We start from the raw sequence: 19,789 nt of genomic DNA, 5'->3' as shown, positions 1-19,789 counted from the left end.
GCGGGGGATTGCAGGTTCGCAAGCAGGCTCGCTCCCACAGCACGTGCGAAAGTCATCATTTGTGTCTTCCTCACGCCGCGTTCTTCAGCTTCGGATCCAGCGCATCGCGCAGGCCGTCGCCCATCAGGTTGATCGCCAGCACGCTGAGCAGGATGGTCAGGCCGGGCAGCGAGACGACCCACCAGGCGCGCTCGATGTAGTCGCGCGCGGAGGCCAGCATGGTGCCCCACTCGGGAGTCGGCGGCTGCACGCCGAGGCCGAGGAAGCCCAGGGCGGCGGCGTCGAGGATGGCCGAGGAGAAGCTCAGGGTGGCCTGCACGATCAGCGGCGCCATGCAGTTGGGCAGCACGGTGACGAACATCAGGCGCAGGGTGCCGGCGCCGGCCAGGCGCGAGGCGGTGACGTAGTCGCGGTTCAGTTCGCCCATCACGGCGGCGCGGGTCAGGCGCACATAGGCCGGCAGCGAGACGACGGCGATGGCGATCACGGTATTGAGCAGGCCCGGGCCGAGCACGGCGACGATGGCCACCGCCAGCAGCAGCGAGGGCAGGGCCAGCATGATGTCCATCAGGCGCATGATTACCGGGCCCAGGCGGTTGGGCGAGAAGCCGGCGAGCAGGCCAAGGATGATGCCGGGGATCATCGAGATCAGCACCGAGGTCAGGCCGATCATCAGCGACAGCCGAGCGCCATGCATCAGGCGCGAAAGCAGGTCGCGGCCCAGCTCGTCGGTGCCGAGCAGGAACTGCGCGTGGCCGCCTTCCAGCCACACCGGCGGGGTGAGCAGGAAGTCGCGGAACTGCTCGCTCGGATCATGCGGCGCGACCCAGGGGGCGAACAGCGCGCTGAACACGATGAGCAGCATGAACAGCAGGCCGCCGACCGCGCCCTTGTTGCGCGAGAAGGCGTGCCAGAATTCTTTCAGCGGGGAGGGGTAGACCAGGCTCGGGTCGCTGGCGGGAGCTTTGGCGTTGGCATTCATGGCGTCGGCTCCGGTTAGCGTTGGTGACGGATGCGTGGATTGGCGAGACCGTAGAGGATGTCCACGATGAAGTTCACCAGGATCACCAGCGTCGCCACCAGCAGGATGCCGTTCTGCACCACCGGATAGTCGCGGCGGCTGATGGCGTCGATCAGCCATTTGCCGATGCCCGGCCAGGAGAAGATGGTTTCGGTGAGCACGGCGCCGGCGAGCAGCGTGCCGACCTGCAGGCCGAACACGGTGAGCACCGGGATCATGGCGTTGCGCAGGGCGTGCACGAACACCACTCGGGCCGGCGACAGGCCCTTGGCGCGGGCGGTGCGCACGTAGTCCTCGCGCAGCACTTCGAGCATCGAGGAACGGGTCATCCGGGCGATCACCGCCAGCGGGATGGTGCCCAGCACGATGGCCGGCAGGATCAGGTGGCGCACCGCGTCCATGAACGCGCCTTCTTCACCCGAGAGCAGGGTGTCGATGAGCATGAAGCCGGTCTTCGGCTCGATGTCGTAGAGCAGGTCGAGGCGCCCGGAAACCGGGGTCCAGCCCAGGCTCACGGAGAACAGCATGATGAGGATCAGGCCCCACCAGAAGATCGGCATGGAGTAGCCGGCGAGGGATATGGTCATCACCCCGTGATCGAACAGTGAGCCCCGTTTGAGTGCGGCGATCACCCCGGCGAGCAGGCCGAAGACGCCGGCGAACAGCAGGGCCGCCAGGGACAGTTCGAGGGTCGCGGGGAAGAGGGTGAGGAATTCGTTCCACACGCTGTCGCGGGTGGTCAGCGACTCGCCGAGGTTGCCCTGGGCGAGGTTGCCGATGTAGTCGAGGTACTGCTGGTAGAGGGGCTTGTCGAGGCCCAGGCGGTGCATGGCCTCGGCGTGCATCTGCGGGTCGACGCGGCGTTCACCCATCATGACTTCCACGGGGTCGCCCGGAATCAGGCGAATCAGCGCGAAGGTCAGGAGGGTGACGCCGAAGAAGGTCGGGATCAGCAGACCGAATCGGCGTGCGATGAAACTCAGCATGGTGGTTGAGGACTCCTCATCGAGCGGCTACTCATCGGGGGTGCTGATGGCGCCGGTTTCTTATTGCTTCGCCTGGGTATTGGCGAAGTTGTTGGTGGTCAGCGGGCTGATGGTGTAGCCCTCGATAGTGCTGCGTCGCACATTGAACAGCTTAGGATGCGCCAGTGGAATCCATGGAGATTGTTCGTGGAACACGGATGTCGCCTTTCTATAAAGATCTGCCCGTTTGGCCGTGTCATTCGTCTGACGAGCTTCCTGAATCAGCGCTTCGAAAGCCTGATCGCACCAGAACGCCTGGTTTTCGCCGGATTTCGCGGCGGCGCAGGAAAGGTTCGGGCTGACGAAGTTGTCCGGGTCGCCGTTATCCCCGGCCCAGCCCAGCAGCGATAGATCGTGCTCGCCAGCCTTGGAGCGCTTGAGCAGCTCGCCCCACTCCAGGGAGCGGATCTGCAGGTCGACGCCGGCCTTGGCCAGGTCCGCCTGCATCATCTGTGCCGCCAGTGCCGGGTTGGGGATGGTCGGCGAGCTGCCGTTGCGGATGAAGAGGGTCAGCTTGAGGTTTTCCGCCCCGGCTTCCTTGAGCAGGGCCCTGGCCCGCTCTGGGTCGTGCGGCCAGTCCTTGAGCTCGTTGTTGTAGCCCAGCAGCGTCGACGGATAGGGATTGATCGCCGGGCTCGCGGCATTGGCGCCGAACACCGCGTCGATCAGGGCCTGCTTGTCGATGGCGAGATTGATTGCCTGGCGCACGCGGACGTCGTCCAGTGGCTTGTGCTTCGTGTTGATGGCGACATAGGTGGTCATCAGCGCGTCGATGCTGTCCACCGCCAGGTTCTTGTCCTGCTGCAGGGCCGGCACGTCGGAGGGCTTGGGGTAGAGGGCGATCTGGCATTCGTTGCGGCGGACCTTCTGCATCCGCACGTTCGGGTCGAGGGTGATGGCGAAGACCAGGTTGTCGATCGCCGGTTTGCCACGGAAGTAGTCCGGGTTGGCGCGGTAGCGCACCTGGGCGTCCTTGGCGTAGCGGCTGAAGACGAAGGGGCCGGTGCCGATGGGCAGGTTGTTCAACTGGCCCTGCTTGCCGGCGGTGAGCAACTGATCGCCATATTCGGCGGAGTAGATCGAGGCGAAGCCCATGGCCATGTCGGCCAGGAAGGGCGCTTCGGGGTGGTTCAGGGTGAAGCGCACGGTGAGGTCGTCGACCTTGTCCACCGACTTGATCAGGTCGCGCATGCCCATGGCGTCGAAGTAGGCATAGCCGCGACCGGCGGACTCGTGCCACGGATGCTTGGGGTCGAGCGCGCGCTGGAAGGTCCAGAGCACGTCGTCGGCATTCAGCGTGCGGGTCGGCTTGAAATACTCGGTGCTGTGGAACTTCACGCCGGGGCGCAGGTGGAAGGTGTAGGTCAGCCCGTCGGGACTGACTTCCCAGCGTTCAGCCAGGGCCGGCTCCAGTTCGGTGGTGCCGGGGCGGAAGTCCACCAGTCGGTTGAAGACGGTCTCGGCGGCGGCGTCGAAGCTCACCGCGCCGGTGTACTGGACGATGTCGAAGCCTTCGGGGCTGGCTTCGGTGCAGACCGCCAGGTTCTGTGCCAGGACGGTGCCGCTGCCCAGGGCAAGTAGCAAGGGAAGTGTGCGTGCGATGAACATGCCGGCTCTCCTTACAGCAGGTTGAACGGGAAGTTGCTGACCAGACGGATCTCGTTGACGCTGCCGTCGACCTGGTTCAGCACAGCAGGGGCTGTACGTAGTGCTGCATGAGTTGCTCCTTGTTGTAGTCGAGTTCTGTTGGCAACGAATGCATCCTCCACCCATCACCGCGATGGGGAGCCGGCAGGCGGAGGAGAGGGCGGACGCGCCGCCCGGTCTGCGCCGGGCTGGCGTTCAGGCCGTGGTCAGGGTTGGTTGGCCACGCCGTAGAAGGAGTTGCGCCCGAAGGGGCTGATCAGGAAGCCCTGCACCGACTTGCGCATGGGCTGGTAGACGGTGGAGTGGGCGATGGGGCTGATGGGCAGCTGCTGCGCGAGGAGCTGCTGGGCCTTCTGGTAGAGAGTGACGCGCTGGTCGTGGTCGGTGGTGGCCTTGGCCTGGCGCACCAGTTTGTCGTAGTCCGCGTTGCACCACTTGGAGACGTTGTTGCCGCTCACCGAGTCGCAGCCGTAGAGGGTGCCCAGCCAGTTGTCCGGGTCGCCGTTGTCGCCGGTCCAGCCGAACAGCATGGCGTCGTGTTCACCCGCGTGGGCGCGCTTGATGTATTCGCCCCATTCGTAGGTGACGATCTTCGCCTTGATGCCGACCTTGGCCCAGTCGGCCTGGATCATCTCGGCCATCAGCTTGGCGTTGGGGTTGTAAGGGCGCTGCACCGGCATGGCCCACAGGGTGATTTCGGTGCCCTCGGCGACGCCGGCCTTCTTCAGCAGCGCCCTGGCCTGTTCCGGATCGTAGGCCTGGCCCTTGATCGAGGCGTCATAGGACCACTGGGTCGGCGGCATGGCGTTCACCGCCAACTGGCCGGCGCCCTGGTAGATCGCATCGATGATTGCCTGCTTGTTCAGCGCCATGTCCAGCGCGCGGCGCACGTCGGTCTTGTCAAGCGGGGCGTGGGTGACGTTGTAGGCCAGGTAGCCGAGGTTGAAGCCCGGCTGCGAGGGCATGTTCAGGTTCGGGTCCTGCTTCAGCGCTTCAAGATCCGCCGGGCGCGGGTTCAGGGTGATCTGGCACTCGCCGGCCTTGAGCTTCTGCACGCGCACCGAGGCGTCGGTGTTGATGGCGAAGATCAGGTTGTCGACCTTCACGTCCTCGGGCTTCCAGTAATCCTTGTTGCCCTTGAAGCGGATCAGCGCGTCCTTCTGGTAGCGGCTGAACACGAAGGGGCCGGTGCCGATGGGCTTCTGGTTGATCTCGGCGGGCTTGCCCTGCTTGAGCAACTGGTCGGCGTATTCGGCGGACTGGATGACGGCGAAGTTCATCGCCAGGTTCTGGATGAACGCGGCGTCGACCTCGTTGAGGGTGAACTTGACGGTGTGGTCGTCGACCTTCTCCACCTTGGCGATGTTGCGGTCCAGGCCCATGTCGGTGAAGTAGGGGAACTCGGTGGGGTACGCCTTGCGGAACGGCTGCTCCTTGTCGAGCATGCGGTTGAAGGTGAACAGCACGTCGTCGGCGTTGAATTCGCGGCTCGGCTTGAAGTACTCGGTGCTGTGGAACTTCACCCCCGGACGCAGGTGGAAGGTCCAGGTCTTGCCGTCGGCGGCGGTTTCCCAGCTTTGCGCCAGTGCCGGCTGGACTTCGGTGCTGCCGCGCTGGAACTGCACGAGGCGGTTGAACAGAGTTTCGGAGGTGGCGTCGTAATCGGTGCCGGTGGTGTATTGGCCGGGGTCGAAGCCCGCCGGGCTGCCTTCGGAGCAGTACACCAGGCTGGATGCGGCGTGGACCGCGGAACCGGCGAGCAACAGCCCGCCCAGGGCGATTGCATGCAGGGGATTACGTCGCATGTTGCGCATTGCCTGACCTCATTCTTGTTCTTCTGAGGGGCCGGAGAACCGATAGGGTCCGGGACCGGCTCGGGCGGACGGGGCCGGGTAGGGCCGTCCGTAAATGGCTGGATCGTGGGTGTCCAGACCGTCGCAGAAGTTAAGTCAGGCTGAAATTAAGTTCAACTTAAAATTCAGTGGGACTGAAAGTTTTTCCAGTCCTGTGAGTCAGGTCGAGGAGTGTTCGCCGAACAGCGGCAGGGTGGTGACCGACAGCATTTCCGCGACGCTGTCACCGGCGTTGCGCAGGCAGTGGCGTTTGCCAGAGTCAAAATGCACGGAGTCGCCCGGACCCAGCGGGTAGGTATGACCGTCGATCACGTAAGTGATGCGCCCGCTGAGGACATACGCGAATTCCGAGCCGTCGTGGGTGATCAGTTCCGATTCGTAGCCCACCGGAACCGTCACCTTCACCGCATTCAGCTGGTTGCCGGGAAAGCTGCTGGACAGGCGCTCGTAGCTCAGCGGCTGGCCTTCGATGGTGTAGCGCACGCGCTCGCCCTGATGCGAGTCCGGCGGTATCTGCTGCGGCGAGTCGAACAGCGCGTTGAGCGGCACATCCAGGGCCTTGGCGATGCTCGCCAGGGAAGACAGCGAGACGCCGGTGAGATTGCGCTCGGCCTGGGACAGGAAGCTGGCGGTAAGGCCCGACTCGGTGGCGACCTGGTTCAGGGGCTTCTTCGCTGCGCGCCGGTAACGGCGCAGGCGCTCTCCGATACGATCTGAGGACATTGGCAAGGCTCTTGTAGGACGCCGGCAGCATACCAGCGTCATCGCCCGCTGAGAGCATTTCGCCATAAAGTCTTTGACCGAAAATTTCAGTGCTGCTTAAATTTCTGCGGTTTTTCATTCTCGCGGGAGAGTCGCATGACACTGGGTGTAGGGGGCGTCAGCTCCGAACAGGCGCTGGCCAGGTTGCCGGTAATGACCGCTGGCGCCGCGCCGATCACGCTGGAGGAATACCGCCAGCGCATCGAGCGCCTGCAGCAGCTCATGCGGGCCCAGGGGATGGCGGCGGTGTTCGTCGACGCCGGCAGTTCGCTGTTCTATTTCACCGGGCTGAAGTGGAACCCCAGCGAGCGGATGGTTGGTGCACTGGTGCCGGCGCGTGGCGAGGTGCATTACATCGCGCCGGCCTTCGAAGAGGGCACGGTGCTCGACCTGCAGGTGCTGCCGGGCAGCATCAGCGTTTGGGCGGAGCACGAAAGCCCCTTCACGTTGCTGATCGGGATGCTGGCGGAGATCGAAGTCGGCGCGGGTGCGCGGGTCGGCCTTTCCCATAGCCTGCCGTTCGGCATGTATGAGCGGCTGCGGCAGGTCGCCGGAGCCGTGCAACTGGTCGATGCGGGGGCGCTGGTCGAGCAGTGCCGGCGCTGCAAGTCGCCGGCCGAGCTGGCGCTGATGCAGCGGGCCAAGGACATGACCCTGGAGGTGCACAAGGCCGCCGCCAGCATCCTGCGCGAGGGTATCACCACCCTTGAGGTGACGCGCTTCATCGAGGCGGCGCACCGCAAGGTCGGCGCGCCGGGTTCGACCTTCTGCATCGTACTGTTTGGCGAGGACAGCGCCTTCCCCCATGGCGTGCGCCAGCCGCGCCCGCTGCGCGATGGCGACATGGTGCTGATCGACACCGGCTGCCAGCTGTACGGCTACAACTCGGATATCACCCGCAGCTATGTGTTCGGCACGCCCAGTGCGCGCCAGCGCGAGCTGTGGAACCTGGAGAAGGCCGCGCAGCAGGCGGCTTTCGATGCCGCGGTGCTTGGCTCGCCTTGCGAGTTGGTGGACGCTGCTGCCCGGCGTTGCCTGGAGGCCGGCGGTCTCGGGCCGGACTACGCATTGCCCGGCCTGCCGCATCGCACGGGTCACGGCATCGGCCTGGATATTCACGAAGGCCCGTACCTGGTGCGTGGCGACAGCACGCCGCTGGATGTCGGCATGTGCTTCAGCAATGAGCCGATGATCTGCGTGCCTGGGGAATTCGGTATCCGTCTGGAAGATCACTTCTACATGACGGCGGAGGGGCCGCGCTGGTTCACCCGGCCGAGTCATTCGGTGGACGATCCGTTCGGCCTGGAAGCCTGATCGTTCGCGCGCAATTTCGTTGTGCGGCGATTCTGTGCGTAGGAGCGGACTCCGTCCGCGATAGGTCTGCATCGCGCCGGACGCCATCGCGGACGGAGTCCGCTCCTACGGGGCTAGCTCGACGCGGGAGAAGTTGTTCGCCCCCAGCGGGCTGAGGGTGAATCCCCTCACGTTCGGGCGCAGCACCGCGAACTGCTTCGGGTAAGCGAGGGCGATCCACGGCGCTTCCTGCTGGAAGATCGCCAGCGCCTGCCGGTACAGATCGGCGCGGACCTCCTGGTCGGTACTGGCGCGGGCCTGGCGCAGCAGTTCGTCGAACTCGGCGTTGCACCAGCCGGCCTGGTTCTCGCCGCTTTTGGCGGCGGCGCAGGAGAGGTTCGGCGTAAGGAAGTTGTCCGGATCGCCGTTGTCGCCGACCCAGCCCATGAAAATCAGGTCATGCTCGCCCTGCTTGGCACGCTTGATCAGCTCGCCCCATTCGAAGACGCGGATATCCGCCTGGATGCCGATCTTGTTCAGGTCGTCCTGCAGCATCTGCGCGCCGATCCCGGGGTTGGGATTGGTCGGACCGCCGCCGGGGCGGGTCCAGATCGACAGCTTCAGGCCGGGTTGGATACCGGCTTCCTCCAGCAGCTGTTTTGCCCGCGCCGGGTTGTGCGGCCAGCCCTTGAGCTGCGGGTCTGAGCCCCAGAGCGTCGGCGGGTAGGGCGCTATGGCCGGCGTGGCGGCGCCTTCGCCGAATTGCGCCTTGAGGTAGGCCTTGCGGTCGAAGGCGAGGTTGATCGCCTGGCGCACGCGCACGTCGTCCAGCGGCTTGTGCCGGGTATTGAGGGCCACGTAGGCCACCAGCAGGGAATCCAGCTCCTCCACCTTCAGGTTCGGCTCCTGGCGCAGCGCGGGAATGTCGGTGGGTTTGGGGTAGACGGCGATCTGGCAGTCGCCGGCCTTGACCTTCTGGATGCGTACGTTCGGGTCCGGGGTGATCGCCAGCAACAGGTGGTCGATCTTCGGCTTGCCGCTCCAGTAGTCGGGATTGGCGTTGAAGCGCACCTGGGCGTCCTTCTGGTAGCGCTGGAAGACGAACGGGCCGGTGCCGATGGGCAGGTTGTTCAGCTGGTCGGCTTTCTGCGCCGCGAGCAGCAGGTCGCCGTACTCGGCGGAATAGATGGAGGCGAAGCCCATTGCCAGGTCGGCGAGGAAGGGCGCCTCGGGGTGCCGCAAGGTGAAGCGCACGTGGTGGTCGTCGAGCTTTTCCACGGCGCTGATCAATCCGGGCAGGCCCATTGACTCGGCGTAGGGGAAACCTCGTGGCGCGAGCTTATGCCACGGATGCTGCGGGTCGAGCTGGCGCTCGAAGCTCCAGAGCACGTCGTCGGCGTTGAATTCGCGGGTGGGGCTGAAATAGTCGGTGCGGTGGAACTTCACACCCTGGCGCAGGGTGAAGGTGTATTGCAGGCCGTCCGGGCTGATCTCCCAGCTTTCCGCCAGGGCGGGCACCAGGCGGGTGCTGCCGGGAGCGAACTGCACCAGTCGTTCGAACACCGTCTCGGCCGATGCATCGGCGGTGGTGGCGGCGGTGTACTGGGTGATGTCGAAGCCTTCCGGGCTGGCCTCGGTGCAGACCACCAGGGATTGGCCAAAGGCCGGCGCGCAGCCGAGCAGGCTGGCGAGGGTCAGGCGGGCGAGTGCGGTGCGCACGGCGGTTGCCGGGAAAGAAGGCCGCCGGGGAGCCCGGCGGCCACTGGCCTTACTTGCCGACGCTGACGCCGTAGAAGGAGTTCAGCGCGAACGGACTGATCTTGAAGTCCTGCACCGTCTTGCGCATCGGCTGGTACACGGTGGAGTGGGCGATCGGGGTGATCGGCACCTGTTCCTTGAGGATGTGCTGGGCCTGCTTGTACAGCTCGGTGCGCTTGGCCTGGTCCGGCGTGCGCTTGGCTTCCTTGATCAGCGCGTCGTAGGGCTTGTCGCACCATTTGGAGAAGTTGTTGCCATCCACGGCGTCGCAGCCGTAGAGGGTGCCCAGCCAGTTGTCCGGGTCACCGTTGTCGCCGCTCCAGCCGATCAGCATGGCGTCATGCTCGCCGCCCTTGGCGCGCTTGATGTACTCGCCCCACTCGTAGGTGACGATCTTCGCCTTGATGCCGACCTTGGCCCAGTCGGACTGGAGCATCTCGGCCATCAGCTTGGCGTTGGGGTTGTACGGGCGCTGTACCGGCATGGCCCACAGGGTGATCTCGGTGCCTTCGGGCACGCCGGCCTTCTTCAGCAGTTCCTTGGCTTTTTCCGGGTTGTAGCCGGCGTCCTTGATGCTGTCGTCGTAGGACCACTGGGTCGGCGGCATGCCGTTCACGGCGAGCTGGCCGGCGCCCTGGTACACGGCGTCGATGATGGCCTTCTTGTTCACCGCCATGTCCAGTGCTTCACGCACTTCCAGCTTGTCCAGCGGCTTGTGCAGCACGTTGTAGGCGATGTAGCCGAGGTTGAAGCCCGGCTGCGACGGCATGTTCAGGTTCGGGTCCTTCTTCAGCGCTTCGAGGTCGGCCGGGCGCGGGAAGAGGGTGATCTGGCATTCATTGGCCTTGAGCTTCTGCATGCGCACCGAGGCGTCGGTGTTGATGGCGAAGATCAGGTTGTCGATCTTCACCTCACCCTTGTTCCAGTAGTCCGGGTTGGCCTTGAAGCGGATCATCGCGTCCTTCTGGTAGCGATTGAATACGAACGGGCCGGTGCCGATGGGCTTCTGGTTGATGTCGCTGGCCTTGCCCTGCTTGAGCAACTGGTCGGCGTACTCGGCGGACTGGATCGAGGCGAAGCTCATGGCCAGGTTCTGGATGAACGCGGCGTCGACTTCGTTGAGGGTGAACTTGACGGTGTGGTCGTCGACCTTCTCCACCTTGGCGATGTTCGCGTCCATGCCCATGTCGGTGAAGTAGGGGAATTCGGTCGGGTAGGCTTTGCGGTACGGATGGTTCTTGTCGAGCATGCGGTTGAAGGTGAACAGCACGTCGTCGGCGTTGAACTCGCGGGTCGGCTTGAAGTAGTCGGTGGTATGGAACTTCACGCCGGAACGCAGGTGGAAGGTGTAGGTCTTGCCGTCAGCAGATACGTCCCACTTTTCCGCCAGGCCAGGAATGACCTGGGTGCCGCCGCGCTCGAACTGGGTGAGGCGGTTGAACACGGTTTCCGCCGACGCGTCGAAGTCGGTGCCGGTGGTGTACTGGCCGGGGTCAAAGCCCGCCGGGCTGCCTTCGGAGCAGTAGACCAGGTTGTTGGCGGCGTGAGCGAACAGCGGAGCGCTGGCGATCAACCCAGCGGCAATCATGGAGCGGATGACGGCGTTCTTACGCATACGGACCTCTGGTTATTCTGGTTGTCATCGAGGCACAGCCTTGTGGGCTGCGTTGCGTGAAACTATGCATGGCACATGCCGTGCGCAAGCTACTGACGGGGATGAGTGTAGAAGTTGTGACGCGAGTGCAAGGGAATGTCGCAATTTCGACAATGGGAACCGTGCGGTCAGGTCACGGCGTCCCGGTTCCCGGTGGCGCCGCGCGAGGGGAGGCGGGATGGCGTTACCGCCGGCCCGCAAATGAGGCACGGCGGTAACGACAGCGGTCAGGGCATCTGCACTTCGATCGTGCCGTCGGCGCTGACCACGACCTGGCTGGTGCCGGCTTCGATTTCCTGCGCCGGTGCGCCGCCGTAGCTGTCGGCCTTCATTGCCGCCATGCGCATCACCGGCATCGGACGCGGCGCGCCGGAGGTGTTCAGGTTCAGGCTGACCAGCTTGTAGCCCTTGCCGCCGAGGGCGTCGGTGAGCACCTGGGCGCGGGCCTTGAAGGCGCTCACGGCGTCCTTCATCAGGGCATCTTCATTCTTCACCCGGGTGGCGTCGGCGATGCTGAAGTTCATGCTGCCCATCTTCAGCTTGCCCAGCAGGTCGGCGGTGAGCTGTGAGAGAGCGGCGAAGTCGGCGCTCTCCAGGCGGACTTCCGCGCGTTCGCGCCAGGCGGTGATCTTCTGGCCCTTGTCGTCATACACCGGGTAGCTGTTGCGGCTGCCCAGGCTGACGGTCACGCCCTTCACCTTACGTGCCTGCTCGACGGCAGCATTCAGCGCGGTGGTGGTCTCGGCCGCCAGCTTGGCCGGGTCGCTGCCCTGGCCTTCGCTGAACAGGGTCACGTGCATCAGGTCGTGGGCGACTTCCTGGCTGACCTCGGCGCGCAGCGAAACCTGGTTGTAGCGAGGTTCGTCTGCCAGGGCTCCCAGGCTGGTGGCGCACAGGGCGATGGCGGCGGCGATGGCGGTGAAGGGTTTCTTCAGTACAGACATGGATGACTCCTTGCTCCAGAAAATGTCCCGGCCACAGCGTAGTTGAGGCAGTGGCGAGGACTGTCAGACCCTTTGACGGGGATTGGTTCCGGAACGGGTTAACGGTGGATGTCACCAATTGTTTCCGACCGCCGCGGGCCGCGCTGGAGTATGCTGTGGCGCTATGCCGCATAAGTTGGAGGGGGCTCTTGGCTATACTCGCGCAAATTCCGGAATTCACCATGCGCACACCGGTTTTCCAGCTTTCCGCCAGTCGTCAGAACCTCCTGCATCTGACGCTTATCCGTATTCTCGTGCTTGCCGCCCAGGCGGGTTCCGTCGGGCTCGCCTACAAGGCCCAACTGATCCAGCTGCCCTGGCTCGCCCTGGGCGTGACCCTCGGCGTCTCCCTGGTGCTCTGCCTGGGCACCGCCCTGCGCCTGCGTGGCCCCTGGCCGGTGACCGAGCTGGAATATGCCGTCCAGCTGGCCTGCGACCTGATCATTCACAGCGTGCTGCTGTATTTCTCGGGCGGTTCCAGCAACCCCTTCGTCTCTTATTACCTGGTGCCGCTGACCATCGCCGCGGCGACCCTGCCGTGGCTCTATACCATCGTCCTCGCCGGCCTGGCGCTGGCCAGCTACACCGTGCTGCTGGTCTGGTTCCACCCGCTGGAGATGGCCGCCGGGCAGCGCGACAACCTGCTGGTCTACGGCATGTGGCTGAGCTTCGCCCTGGCCGCCGCGCTGATCACCTTCTTCGTGGCGCGCATGTCCGAATCGCTGCGCCGCCAGGAGCAGCTGCAGGCCCAGCGCCGCGAGGAAGGCATGCGCGATCAGCAACTGCTCGCCGTGGCCACCCAGGCCGCCGGCGCCGCTCACGAACTGGGCACGCCGCTGGCGACCATGAGCGTATTGCTCAAGGAATTGCGCCAGACCAATGCGGACCAGCCGATGTTGCAGGAAGATCTCGCCCTGCTGCAGGAGCAGGTGAAGCTCTGCAAGGACACCCTGCAGCATCTGGTTCGCGCCGCCGAGGCTGATCGTCGGCAGGCGGTGGTGGAGCAGGGGGCTGACGAGTGGGTGGATTCCGTCCTGCACCGCTGGCACCTGATGCGTCCGGAGGCCAGCTACCGTTACCAGACTCTCGGCAAGGGCAAGGCGCCGCGGATGGTGCCGCCCACCGACCTGAGCCAAGCGCTGCTGAACCTGCTGAACAACGCCACCGACGCCTGTCCGGACGACCTGGATGTCCGTCTGGACTGGGATGCCGGGGAAATCTGCCTGAGCATCCGCGACCAGGGGCCGGGCGTTCCGTTGGCCATTGCCGAACAGCTCGGCAAGCCTTTCTTCACCACCAAGGGCAAGGGTTTCGGCCTGGGCCTGTTCCTCAGCCAGGCCAGCGTGACGCGGGCGGGCGGTACGGTGAAGTTGTACAACCATGAAGATGGCGGCACTCTGACGGAGTTGCGTCTGCCAAGAAGCTATGGCGTGGCTTGAGGGCCACGTCTGCGAGGAAGTCCCATGAGCGAAGAGATCCAGTTCGAAGGCGAAGAGCAGCCCCACCTGTTGCTGGTGGACGACGACACCACCTTTACCCGCGTCATGGCCCGCGCCATGACCCGCCGCGGGCTGCGGGTATCGGTCGCCAGCTCCGCCGAGGAAGGTCTGGCCCTGGCCAAGGAAGACCTGCCCGACTACGCCGTGCTCGATCTGAAGATGGATGGCGATTCCGGCCTGGTGCTGCTGCCCAAGCTGCTGGAGCTGGACCCCGAGATGCGGGTGGTGATCCTCACCGGCTACTCCAGCATCGCCACCGCGGTGGAGGCCATCAAGCGCGGCGCCACCAACTACCTGTGCAAGCCGGCCGATGCCGACGACGTGCTGACCGGGCTGCTGTCCGAACATGCCAACCTGGATACCCTGGTGCCGGAAAACCCCATGTCGGTGGACCGCCTGCAGTGGGAACATATCCAGCGCGTGCTTGCCGAACACGATGGCAACATCTCCGCGACCGCCCGTGCCCTGGGTATGCACCGGCGAACCTTGCAGCGTAAGCTGCAGAAGCGCCCGGTGAGGCGTTAAGTAAGCGATAACACGAGGAGCGCCAACTGAGCGCTCCTTTTATTTTCAGCCGTGCGAGCGAGATTCCATGACCGATAGCGCCGAATACCGCGCGGCGAACGACGCCGTTCGCAGCCACTTCTTCCACCGGGTCTGGCAACTCACCGCGCCCTACTGGCGCAGCGAAGAAAAGGGCACGGCCTGGCTGCTGCTGATCGTGGTGATTGCGCTGTCGCTGGTCGGCGTCGGCCTCAGCGTCTGGCTCAACAGCTGGTACCGCGACTTCTACAACGCCCTGCAGAACAAGGACCTGAACAGCTTCATCCATCTGATGCTGATGTTCTGCGGCATCGCGGCGGTGTTCATCCTCACGGCGGTCTATCGCCTGTACCTGACCCAGATGCTCACCATCCGCTGGCGCCGCTGGCTGACGGAAAAGCATTTCGCCGCCTGGCTGGGCGACAAGAACTACTACCGCCTGGAGCAGCGCGGACACACCGACAACCCAGACCAGCGTCTGTCCGAAGACCTCAACAGCTTCACCGACACCACCCTGACCCTCGGCCTGGGCCTGATCCGCAACCTGGTCAGCCTGGTGTCCTTTGCGGTGATCCTCTGGGGCGTGTCCGGCAGCGTCGAGCTGTTCGGCATCACCATTCCGGGCTACATGTTCTGGGCTGCATTGCTCTACGCAGCGGTCGGCAGCTGGCTGACCCACCTGATCGCCCGACGCCTGATCGGCCTGAACAACCGCCAGCAGCGCTTCGAGGCTGACCTGCGCTTCGGCCTGGTGCGGGTGCGTGAGAACGCCGAGAGCATCGCCCTGTACAACGGCGAGGCTAACGAGAACGAGCGGCTGATGACGCGCTTCCGCAACGTCTGGGGTAACTTCTGGGAGCTGATGAAAGTCCAGAAGCGCCTGACCTTCTTCAGTTCCGGCTACGCGCAGATCGCCACCGTTTTCCCCTTCATCGTCGCTGCCCCGCGCTATTTCTCCGGGCAGATCCAGCTCGGCGAACTCATGCAGATCAACTCGGCCTTCGGCAACGTGCAGGACGGCCTGAGCTGGTTCATCGATGCCTATGCCAGCCTCGCCACCTGGCGTGCCACCTGCGACCGTCTGCTGAGCTTCCGTGGCGCCATGGCCGAGACTGTCCACGAGTCCGCCAATATCGACGTCCGCAAGACCGGCGACAGCCTGCAACTGCAGAGCCTCAGCCTGAGCCTGGGCAGCGGTCGCGAATTGCTCGAGCCCGCCAGCCTGACCGTGAACCCTGGCGAGCATGTGCTGATCGGCGGCCCTTCCGGTGGCGGCAAGAGCACCCTGCTGCGCGCGATGAGCGGCCTGTGGCGATACGGCAGCGGCGTGGTGCAGATGCCCGAGGGGCGCTGCCTGTTCGTACCGCAGAAGCCCTACCTGCCGATTGGCACCCTGGCCGAAGCACTGTGCTATCCGGAGCCGGGCAACAGCCACGACGCCGAGCGGATGACAGAGGTGTTGCACCTGTGTCGCCTGGACTCGCTGGCGTCTCGCCTGGACGAAGCCGATCACTGGCAACGTGTGCTGTCTCCGGGCGAGCAACAGCGCCTGGCCATTGCCCGCGCCTTGCTCTACGCCCCGCGCTGGCTGTTCCTCGACGAGGCCACCTCGGCCCTGGACGAAGCAGACGAAGCGGCGCTCTACCAGGTGCTGCTGGAGCAGTTGCCGGGCGTCACCCTGGTCAGCATCGGCCACCGTCTCAGCCTCAAGCGTTTCCACCCCCGGCAGTTGCGTCTGGAAGATCGCCGGCTGCGGGAAATGGAGGCGGTGTTGCCGGCCTGATGGCAGTTTGATTCCCTGGAAGACTGTGAGCTGGTTAGTAGGAAACGTCTGAAAGTCATCTCAAAAGGGATGAATTCTTCTTAATTTCTTACATTTCCCAGTGTTTAGTCGCTGCGAAATTTTCAAGAACAGGTACCCTGTGCGCCCCGGCCGGGCACTGCCCGGCCTCAAGGCTGTTCAACGGTACCCTTATGAAGTCCCTTTCCCCGTCACGGCAGGCGCTGACCCGCTCGGACCTGCGCCTGATCGACCCGCGCCGGCTCCTGCTGGGCGCTGCCTGCGTGTCGCTGGTGGTGGCAGCTGTGGCTTTCGCCGGCGGCATCTGGGTGGGGCGCGCCCATGTGGAGCCCGTCGCGCCGCCCGTCGCGCAGGCCGGGAACAGTACCGAGGCGCCGGAAGAGCGCTTCGTCGCCGAGCGCATCGGCCAGCTGTCCGGCCGCCTGCAGGTGCTGGAAAAGGACGCCGCCTACCTGTTGCAGGCCGTCGAAAGCCACGAGGAAATCACCCGCAAGCTGTCCAAGCTCGACCCCGCGCTGGTCCCGCCGGCCAAGGCGCCTGTGGTCAGGCGTGCGACTGATGGTGAAGGCGGCATCCTGCTGCCGCCGCGTCCGTGCGCCGAGCCGCTGCCGTCGGCCGACATCGAGCAGAACGAGCGCTCGGCCCGCTGCCTGCGACGGGTCTTCGATCAGCTGATGGACCAGGTTGCCCGACGCAGTGCCGACTTCATGGCCATCCCTGCCCGCCGACCGATGGAGGAGGCGCGCCTTGGCTCGCCCTTCGGCAATCGCGTAGACCCTTTCAATCGTCACCTGGCCTTCCACTCCGGCCAGGACTTCTCGGCCCCCACGGGGAGCCCGATTCACGCCGCCGCCGGTGGACGCGTAATCGTCGCCGACCGTAATTCTTCCTATGGCAATCGCGTCGAGATCGACCACGGCAATGGGCTGGTGACGCGCTATGCCCACGCCTCGAAGCTGCTGGTGAAGGCGGGCGACGTGGTCCTGCCGGGGCAGGAGATCGCCAAGGTCGGGTCTACCGGTCGTTCCACCGGGCCGCACCTGCATTTCGAAGTGCTCTACCACGGCGAATTCGTCGACCCGCAGAACTTCCTCTCTCTGGGCGGCATGGAGATCGACAGCGATGGCCTGGCTTCGGACTAGGAAGCCTTCCACCCGCGACCTGCTGCGCGCCGAACACCTGCCGCATGTTCCGCGCAGCCCGGCCCGGCTGGGCTGGGTGGCCTTGCTGCTGTGCGTTGTCCTGTCGGCGGCGCTGGCGGGGGCCTACCTGCTGCGTACACAGGATGATGGGCAGATGCGTCAGCGTATCGAACTGCTGGAAGCCGAGAACGCTCGCCTGAACGCGGCGCTGGACGAGCGACGCCTGCAAGGCGAAGAGGATGGCGCCAATCGCGAGCAGCTGATGCGCCGGATCGACGCGATGTCCGCCGAAATCAAGAAACTCAAGACCGAGCTGGCCTTCTTCCGCCAGCAGAAACCTGGCAAGTAGTCCGTCACAGGAGGACAGATGTTCAGCAGCAACAAGAAGAAGGCGCCGCAGGTATCGGTGGACAAGTTCTCCAGCCTGCTCTCGGGCAATGTCGATCTGGTCGGCGACATGCAGTTCCAGGACGGCCTGAAGATCCTCGGCACGGTGAAAGGCAACGTCTGTCACAAGCCCGGCGCGGCCAGCCTGCTGGCGCTCAGTGCGGAAGGGCGGATCGAGGGCAACGTCAGCAGTTACGACGCGCTGATCGATGGCACCATCATCGGCGACCTCTATGTCGAGCATCTGCTGGAGCTGCATTCCAACGCGCGTGTGGTCGGCAACATCCAGTACCGCCAGCTGAGCATGGAGAACGGCGCCACGGTGGATGGCAAGCTGACCCGACTGGCCGACGGCGAAGCGCCCAAACCGCTGGAGCTTCCGGCGCCGGTGCGCGAAGAGGCGGCCGAAGCCTGATTTGCCCCGGCGGGATCGGTGCCTGGCTTGCTATGATTGCCGTTCCCGCTGCCCTGAACGTTCCGCCCCATGCTCGCACTCCTGCTCCAGACCTTCGGCATCACCGCCCCGGTCTTTGCCATGCTGTTCCTCGGAGTGCTGCTGCGCCGCGTGGGCGCGATCAATCCGGCGTTCATCCAGACCGCCTCGGCACTGGTGTTCAACGCCACCATGCCGGCAATGCTGTTTCTCGGCATCTATCACTCCGACCTGCATAGCGCGGCGCGTCCGGCGCTGCTGCTGTACTTCTGCGTGGCGACCCTGGCGGGCTTCCTGCTCGCCTGGGGCTGGTCGATCTGGCGGGTGCCGCGGGCGGACCGCGGGGTCTATACCCAGGGTTCGTTTCGCGGCAACAATGGCATCATCGGCCTGGCACTGGCCACCAGCCTCTACGGTGACCACGGCCTGGCACTGGGCTCGGTCCTCGCCGCGCTGGTGATCCTCTGCTACAACACGCTCTCGTCGGTGGTGCTGGCGATCTACAGCCCGAGCATGAAGTCCGACCCCTGGAGCATCTTCAAGAGCGTGCTGCGCAACCCGCTGATCCTCGGTGTATTAGCGGCGCTGCCGTTCTCCTGGCTGCAGATCGCGCTGCCGGCGTGGCTGCTCACGTCCGCCGGCTACTTTGCCCAGATGACCATGCCGCTCGCGCTGATCTGCATCGGCGGCACGCTGTCGTTGGCCTCGCTGCGGGAGAGCGGCGGACTGGCGCTCAGCGCGAGCCTGATGAAGATGGTCTGGTTGCCGCTGATCTGCACCTTCGGCGCCTGGTTCTACGGGTTTCGCGGCGCGGAACTGGGCGTCCTGTTCCTCTATTTCGCCAGTCCGACGGCGGCCGCCAGCTTCGTGATGGCCCGCGCGGCGAACGGCAACCACGAACTGGCGGCCTCGATCATCGTGATCACCACGCTGGCGGCGGCGGTGACCACCAATATCGGTATTTTCCTGCTGCAGTGGGGCGGCTGGATGTAAGCACGACGGGCACATTTGCAGATCGCCGAAGTGCGACAAAAATGATGAGCTTTGTAAGACATTGCTGAAACACTGCGCTGCGGCTCCAAGGCGCAGTGAAGTTCATTTCTTCGTTGTACAAGAACAGTTACATTTGCCGATCTTCTGCACGATCAAGGATTGTTCATGCAACTCACACGCCGGATTCTGTATGCCGCCTCGTGTCTGCCGGCCTGTCTGCTGGCAGCCGTGGCCGCTGCCGAACCGGGTGCCGAGCTGAGCAGCCCAACCGCCGGCTGGCGCTATTCCGGCCTGACCGATGATCCCAGCGTGCCCCGCGTGGCCTATCCGACCCCGCCCATCGACCGTGGCGGTGCGCGCGGTCGCAGTCTGATCGAGGGCCACCTGCGTGAAGTGTCCGGTGTCGACCGCGCCCAGCGCCTGGTGGTCAACGGCAACCCCCTCCCTCTGTATACCGACGCCGAAGGCAAGTTCGTCCGCCCATACAATTTCGGCGCGGGCAGTAACAGCGTCGCGCTGAGCAGCGACCAGGGCAAATCTCTCAAGCGCCTCCAGTTCTACGAGGCCAACAACAGCCGGATACCGCCGCGCATCCGCCTGGCGCTGGGCTGGAACGACCCCAAGGCAGAACTCGACCTGCATATCGTCACGCCCGATGGCCAGCATGCCTTCTGGGCCCACCCGCGCTTGAGCAACGGAGGCGGCCTCGACCCGGACGGCGTCGATGGGCCCGGTCCGGAAATGTTCACCATGGCCGCGCCGCTGCATGGCACTTATCTGGTCTACGTGAACTACTGGGGCAACTACAACGCCAGCCAGGGTTACAACTTCCAGGAAGGCAATCACGAGCAGGATGTGATCACCGCGGAGATCAACCTGGTGTTCAACGAAAATACCGTCAACGAGAAGCGCGAGACGTTCGTGGTGCCCATGCGCACCATCGGTGATCTGGTGCTGGTGAAGACCTTCAACTACTGAATTCGCCCCTCGCAGGG

General features: G+C 64.7%; 17 protein-coding genes. 9 read left to right on the top strand and 8 right to left on the bottom strand.

Features of this window, described 5'->3' with window-relative positions:
- Positions 1-70 precede the first annotated feature (70 nt).
- From ACQ5BL_RS23035 to ACQ5BL_RS23015, 5 genes are all read right to left on the bottom strand, one after another.
- Positions 71-982 carry an ABC transporter permease subunit gene (locus ACQ5BL_RS23035; protein WP_243805366.1) on the bottom strand — a complete coding sequence of 304 codons (912 nt, stop codon included), beginning with the start codon at positions 980-982 and terminating at the stop codon, positions 71-73.
- A gap of 14 nt (positions 983-996) precedes the next feature.
- Positions 997-2,007, bottom strand: coding sequence for an ABC transporter permease subunit (locus ACQ5BL_RS23030; RefSeq protein ID WP_207883564.1), 1,011 nt, complete (start codon positions 2,005-2,007; stop codon positions 997-999).
- Between the two features lie 60 nt (positions 2,008-2,067).
- The gene (locus tag ACQ5BL_RS23025; RefSeq protein WP_243805367.1) at positions 2,068-3,654 is read right to left on the bottom strand and encodes an ABC transporter substrate-binding protein; all 1,587 of its coding nucleotides are present in this window, start codon (positions 3,652-3,654) and stop codon (positions 2,068-2,070) included.
- 245 nt (positions 3,655-3,899) lie between these two features.
- On the bottom strand, positions 3,900-5,498 hold the full coding sequence (locus ACQ5BL_RS23020) for an ABC transporter substrate-binding protein (protein WP_430293278.1): 1,599 nt from the start codon (positions 5,496-5,498) through the stop codon (positions 3,900-3,902).
- 207 nt (positions 5,499-5,705) lie between these two features.
- Positions 5,706-6,269 (bottom strand): helix-turn-helix domain-containing protein, encoded by a 564-nt coding sequence (locus ACQ5BL_RS23015; protein ID WP_430293277.1) that lies wholly within the window; start codon positions 6,267-6,269, stop codon positions 5,706-5,708.
- A 135-nt stretch (positions 6,270-6,404) separates the two neighbouring features.
- On the opposite strand from ACQ5BL_RS23015, the gene ACQ5BL_RS23010 reads away from it, so the two are divergent.
- Positions 6,405-7,622 (top strand): M24 family metallopeptidase, encoded by a 1,218-nt coding sequence (locus ACQ5BL_RS23010; protein ID WP_243805370.1) that lies wholly within the window; start codon positions 6,405-6,407, stop codon positions 7,620-7,622.
- Positions 7,623-7,727: 105 nt separating this feature from the next.
- Here ACQ5BL_RS23010 and ACQ5BL_RS23005 read toward each other — a convergent pair whose 3' ends face one another.
- The 3 genes from ACQ5BL_RS23005 to ACQ5BL_RS22995 form a co-directional block, all read right to left on the bottom strand.
- A complete protein-coding gene (locus ACQ5BL_RS23005; RefSeq protein ID WP_430293276.1) occupies positions 7,728-9,320 on the bottom strand; it encodes an ABC transporter substrate-binding protein in 1,593 nt (530 codons plus the stop codon).
- Between the two features lie 49 nt (positions 9,321-9,369).
- Positions 9,370-10,974: an ABC transporter substrate-binding protein gene (locus tag ACQ5BL_RS23000; RefSeq protein ID WP_207883579.1), complete on the bottom strand. Its 1,605-nt coding sequence runs from the start codon at positions 10,972-10,974 to the stop codon at positions 9,370-9,372.
- A 266-nt stretch (positions 10,975-11,240) separates the two neighbouring features.
- Positions 11,241-11,957: an SIMPL domain-containing protein gene (locus ACQ5BL_RS22995; protein WP_243805371.1), complete on the bottom strand. Its 717-nt coding sequence runs from the start codon at positions 11,955-11,957 to the stop codon at positions 11,241-11,243.
- A 221-nt stretch (positions 11,958-12,178) separates the two neighbouring features.
- Between ACQ5BL_RS22995 and ACQ5BL_RS22990 the strand changes: the two genes are divergently transcribed.
- The 8 genes from ACQ5BL_RS22990 to ACQ5BL_RS22955 all read left to right on the top strand — a co-directional run bounded on the left by ACQ5BL_RS22990 (position 12,179) and on the right by ACQ5BL_RS22955 (position 19,772).
- Positions 12,179-13,435 (top strand): ATP-binding protein, encoded by a 1,257-nt coding sequence (locus ACQ5BL_RS22990; RefSeq protein ID WP_207883584.1) that lies wholly within the window; start codon positions 12,179-12,181, stop codon positions 13,433-13,435.
- A 24-nt stretch (positions 13,436-13,459) separates the two neighbouring features.
- A complete protein-coding gene (locus tag ACQ5BL_RS22985; protein WP_207883586.1) occupies positions 13,460-14,020 on the top strand; it encodes a response regulator transcription factor in 561 nt (186 codons plus the stop codon).
- 67 nt (positions 14,021-14,087) lie between these two features.
- On the top strand, positions 14,088-15,821 hold the full coding sequence (locus ACQ5BL_RS22980; protein ID WP_243805372.1) for an ABC transporter ATP-binding protein/permease: 1,734 nt from the start codon (positions 14,088-14,090) through the stop codon (positions 15,819-15,821).
- A gap of 191 nt (positions 15,822-16,012) precedes the next feature.
- On the top strand, positions 16,013-16,981 hold the full coding sequence (locus ACQ5BL_RS22975; RefSeq protein ID WP_243805373.1) for a M23 family metallopeptidase: 969 nt from the start codon (positions 16,013-16,015) through the stop codon (positions 16,979-16,981).
- Positions 16,962-17,330, top strand: coding sequence for a hypothetical protein (locus tag ACQ5BL_RS22970; protein WP_243805374.1), 369 nt, complete (start codon positions 16,962-16,964; stop codon positions 17,328-17,330). The genes ACQ5BL_RS22975 and ACQ5BL_RS22970 overlap by 20 nt, the downstream gene beginning before the upstream one ends.
- Positions 17,331-17,348: 18 nt before the next feature.
- Entirely contained in the window at positions 17,349-17,783 is a 435-nt protein-coding gene (locus ACQ5BL_RS22965; RefSeq protein WP_243805375.1) for a bactofilin family protein, read from the top strand.
- A 69-nt stretch (positions 17,784-17,852) separates the two neighbouring features.
- Positions 17,853-18,794: an AEC family transporter gene (locus ACQ5BL_RS22960; protein ID WP_243805376.1), complete on the top strand. Its 942-nt coding sequence runs from the start codon at positions 17,853-17,855 to the stop codon at positions 18,792-18,794.
- 165 nt (positions 18,795-18,959) lie between these two features.
- Positions 18,960-19,772: a YfaP family protein gene (locus ACQ5BL_RS22955; RefSeq protein ID WP_207883596.1), complete on the top strand. Its 813-nt coding sequence runs from the start codon at positions 18,960-18,962 to the stop codon at positions 19,770-19,772.
- Positions 19,773-19,789: the final 17 nt, after the last annotated feature.

It is taken from the genome of Pseudomonas sp. B1-22 (genome assembly GCF_050474425.1).
Lineage (GTDB): Bacteria > Pseudomonadota > Gammaproteobacteria > Pseudomonadales > Pseudomonadaceae > Pseudomonas.
This window is presented reverse-complemented; position numbering and strand designations above follow the sequence as displayed.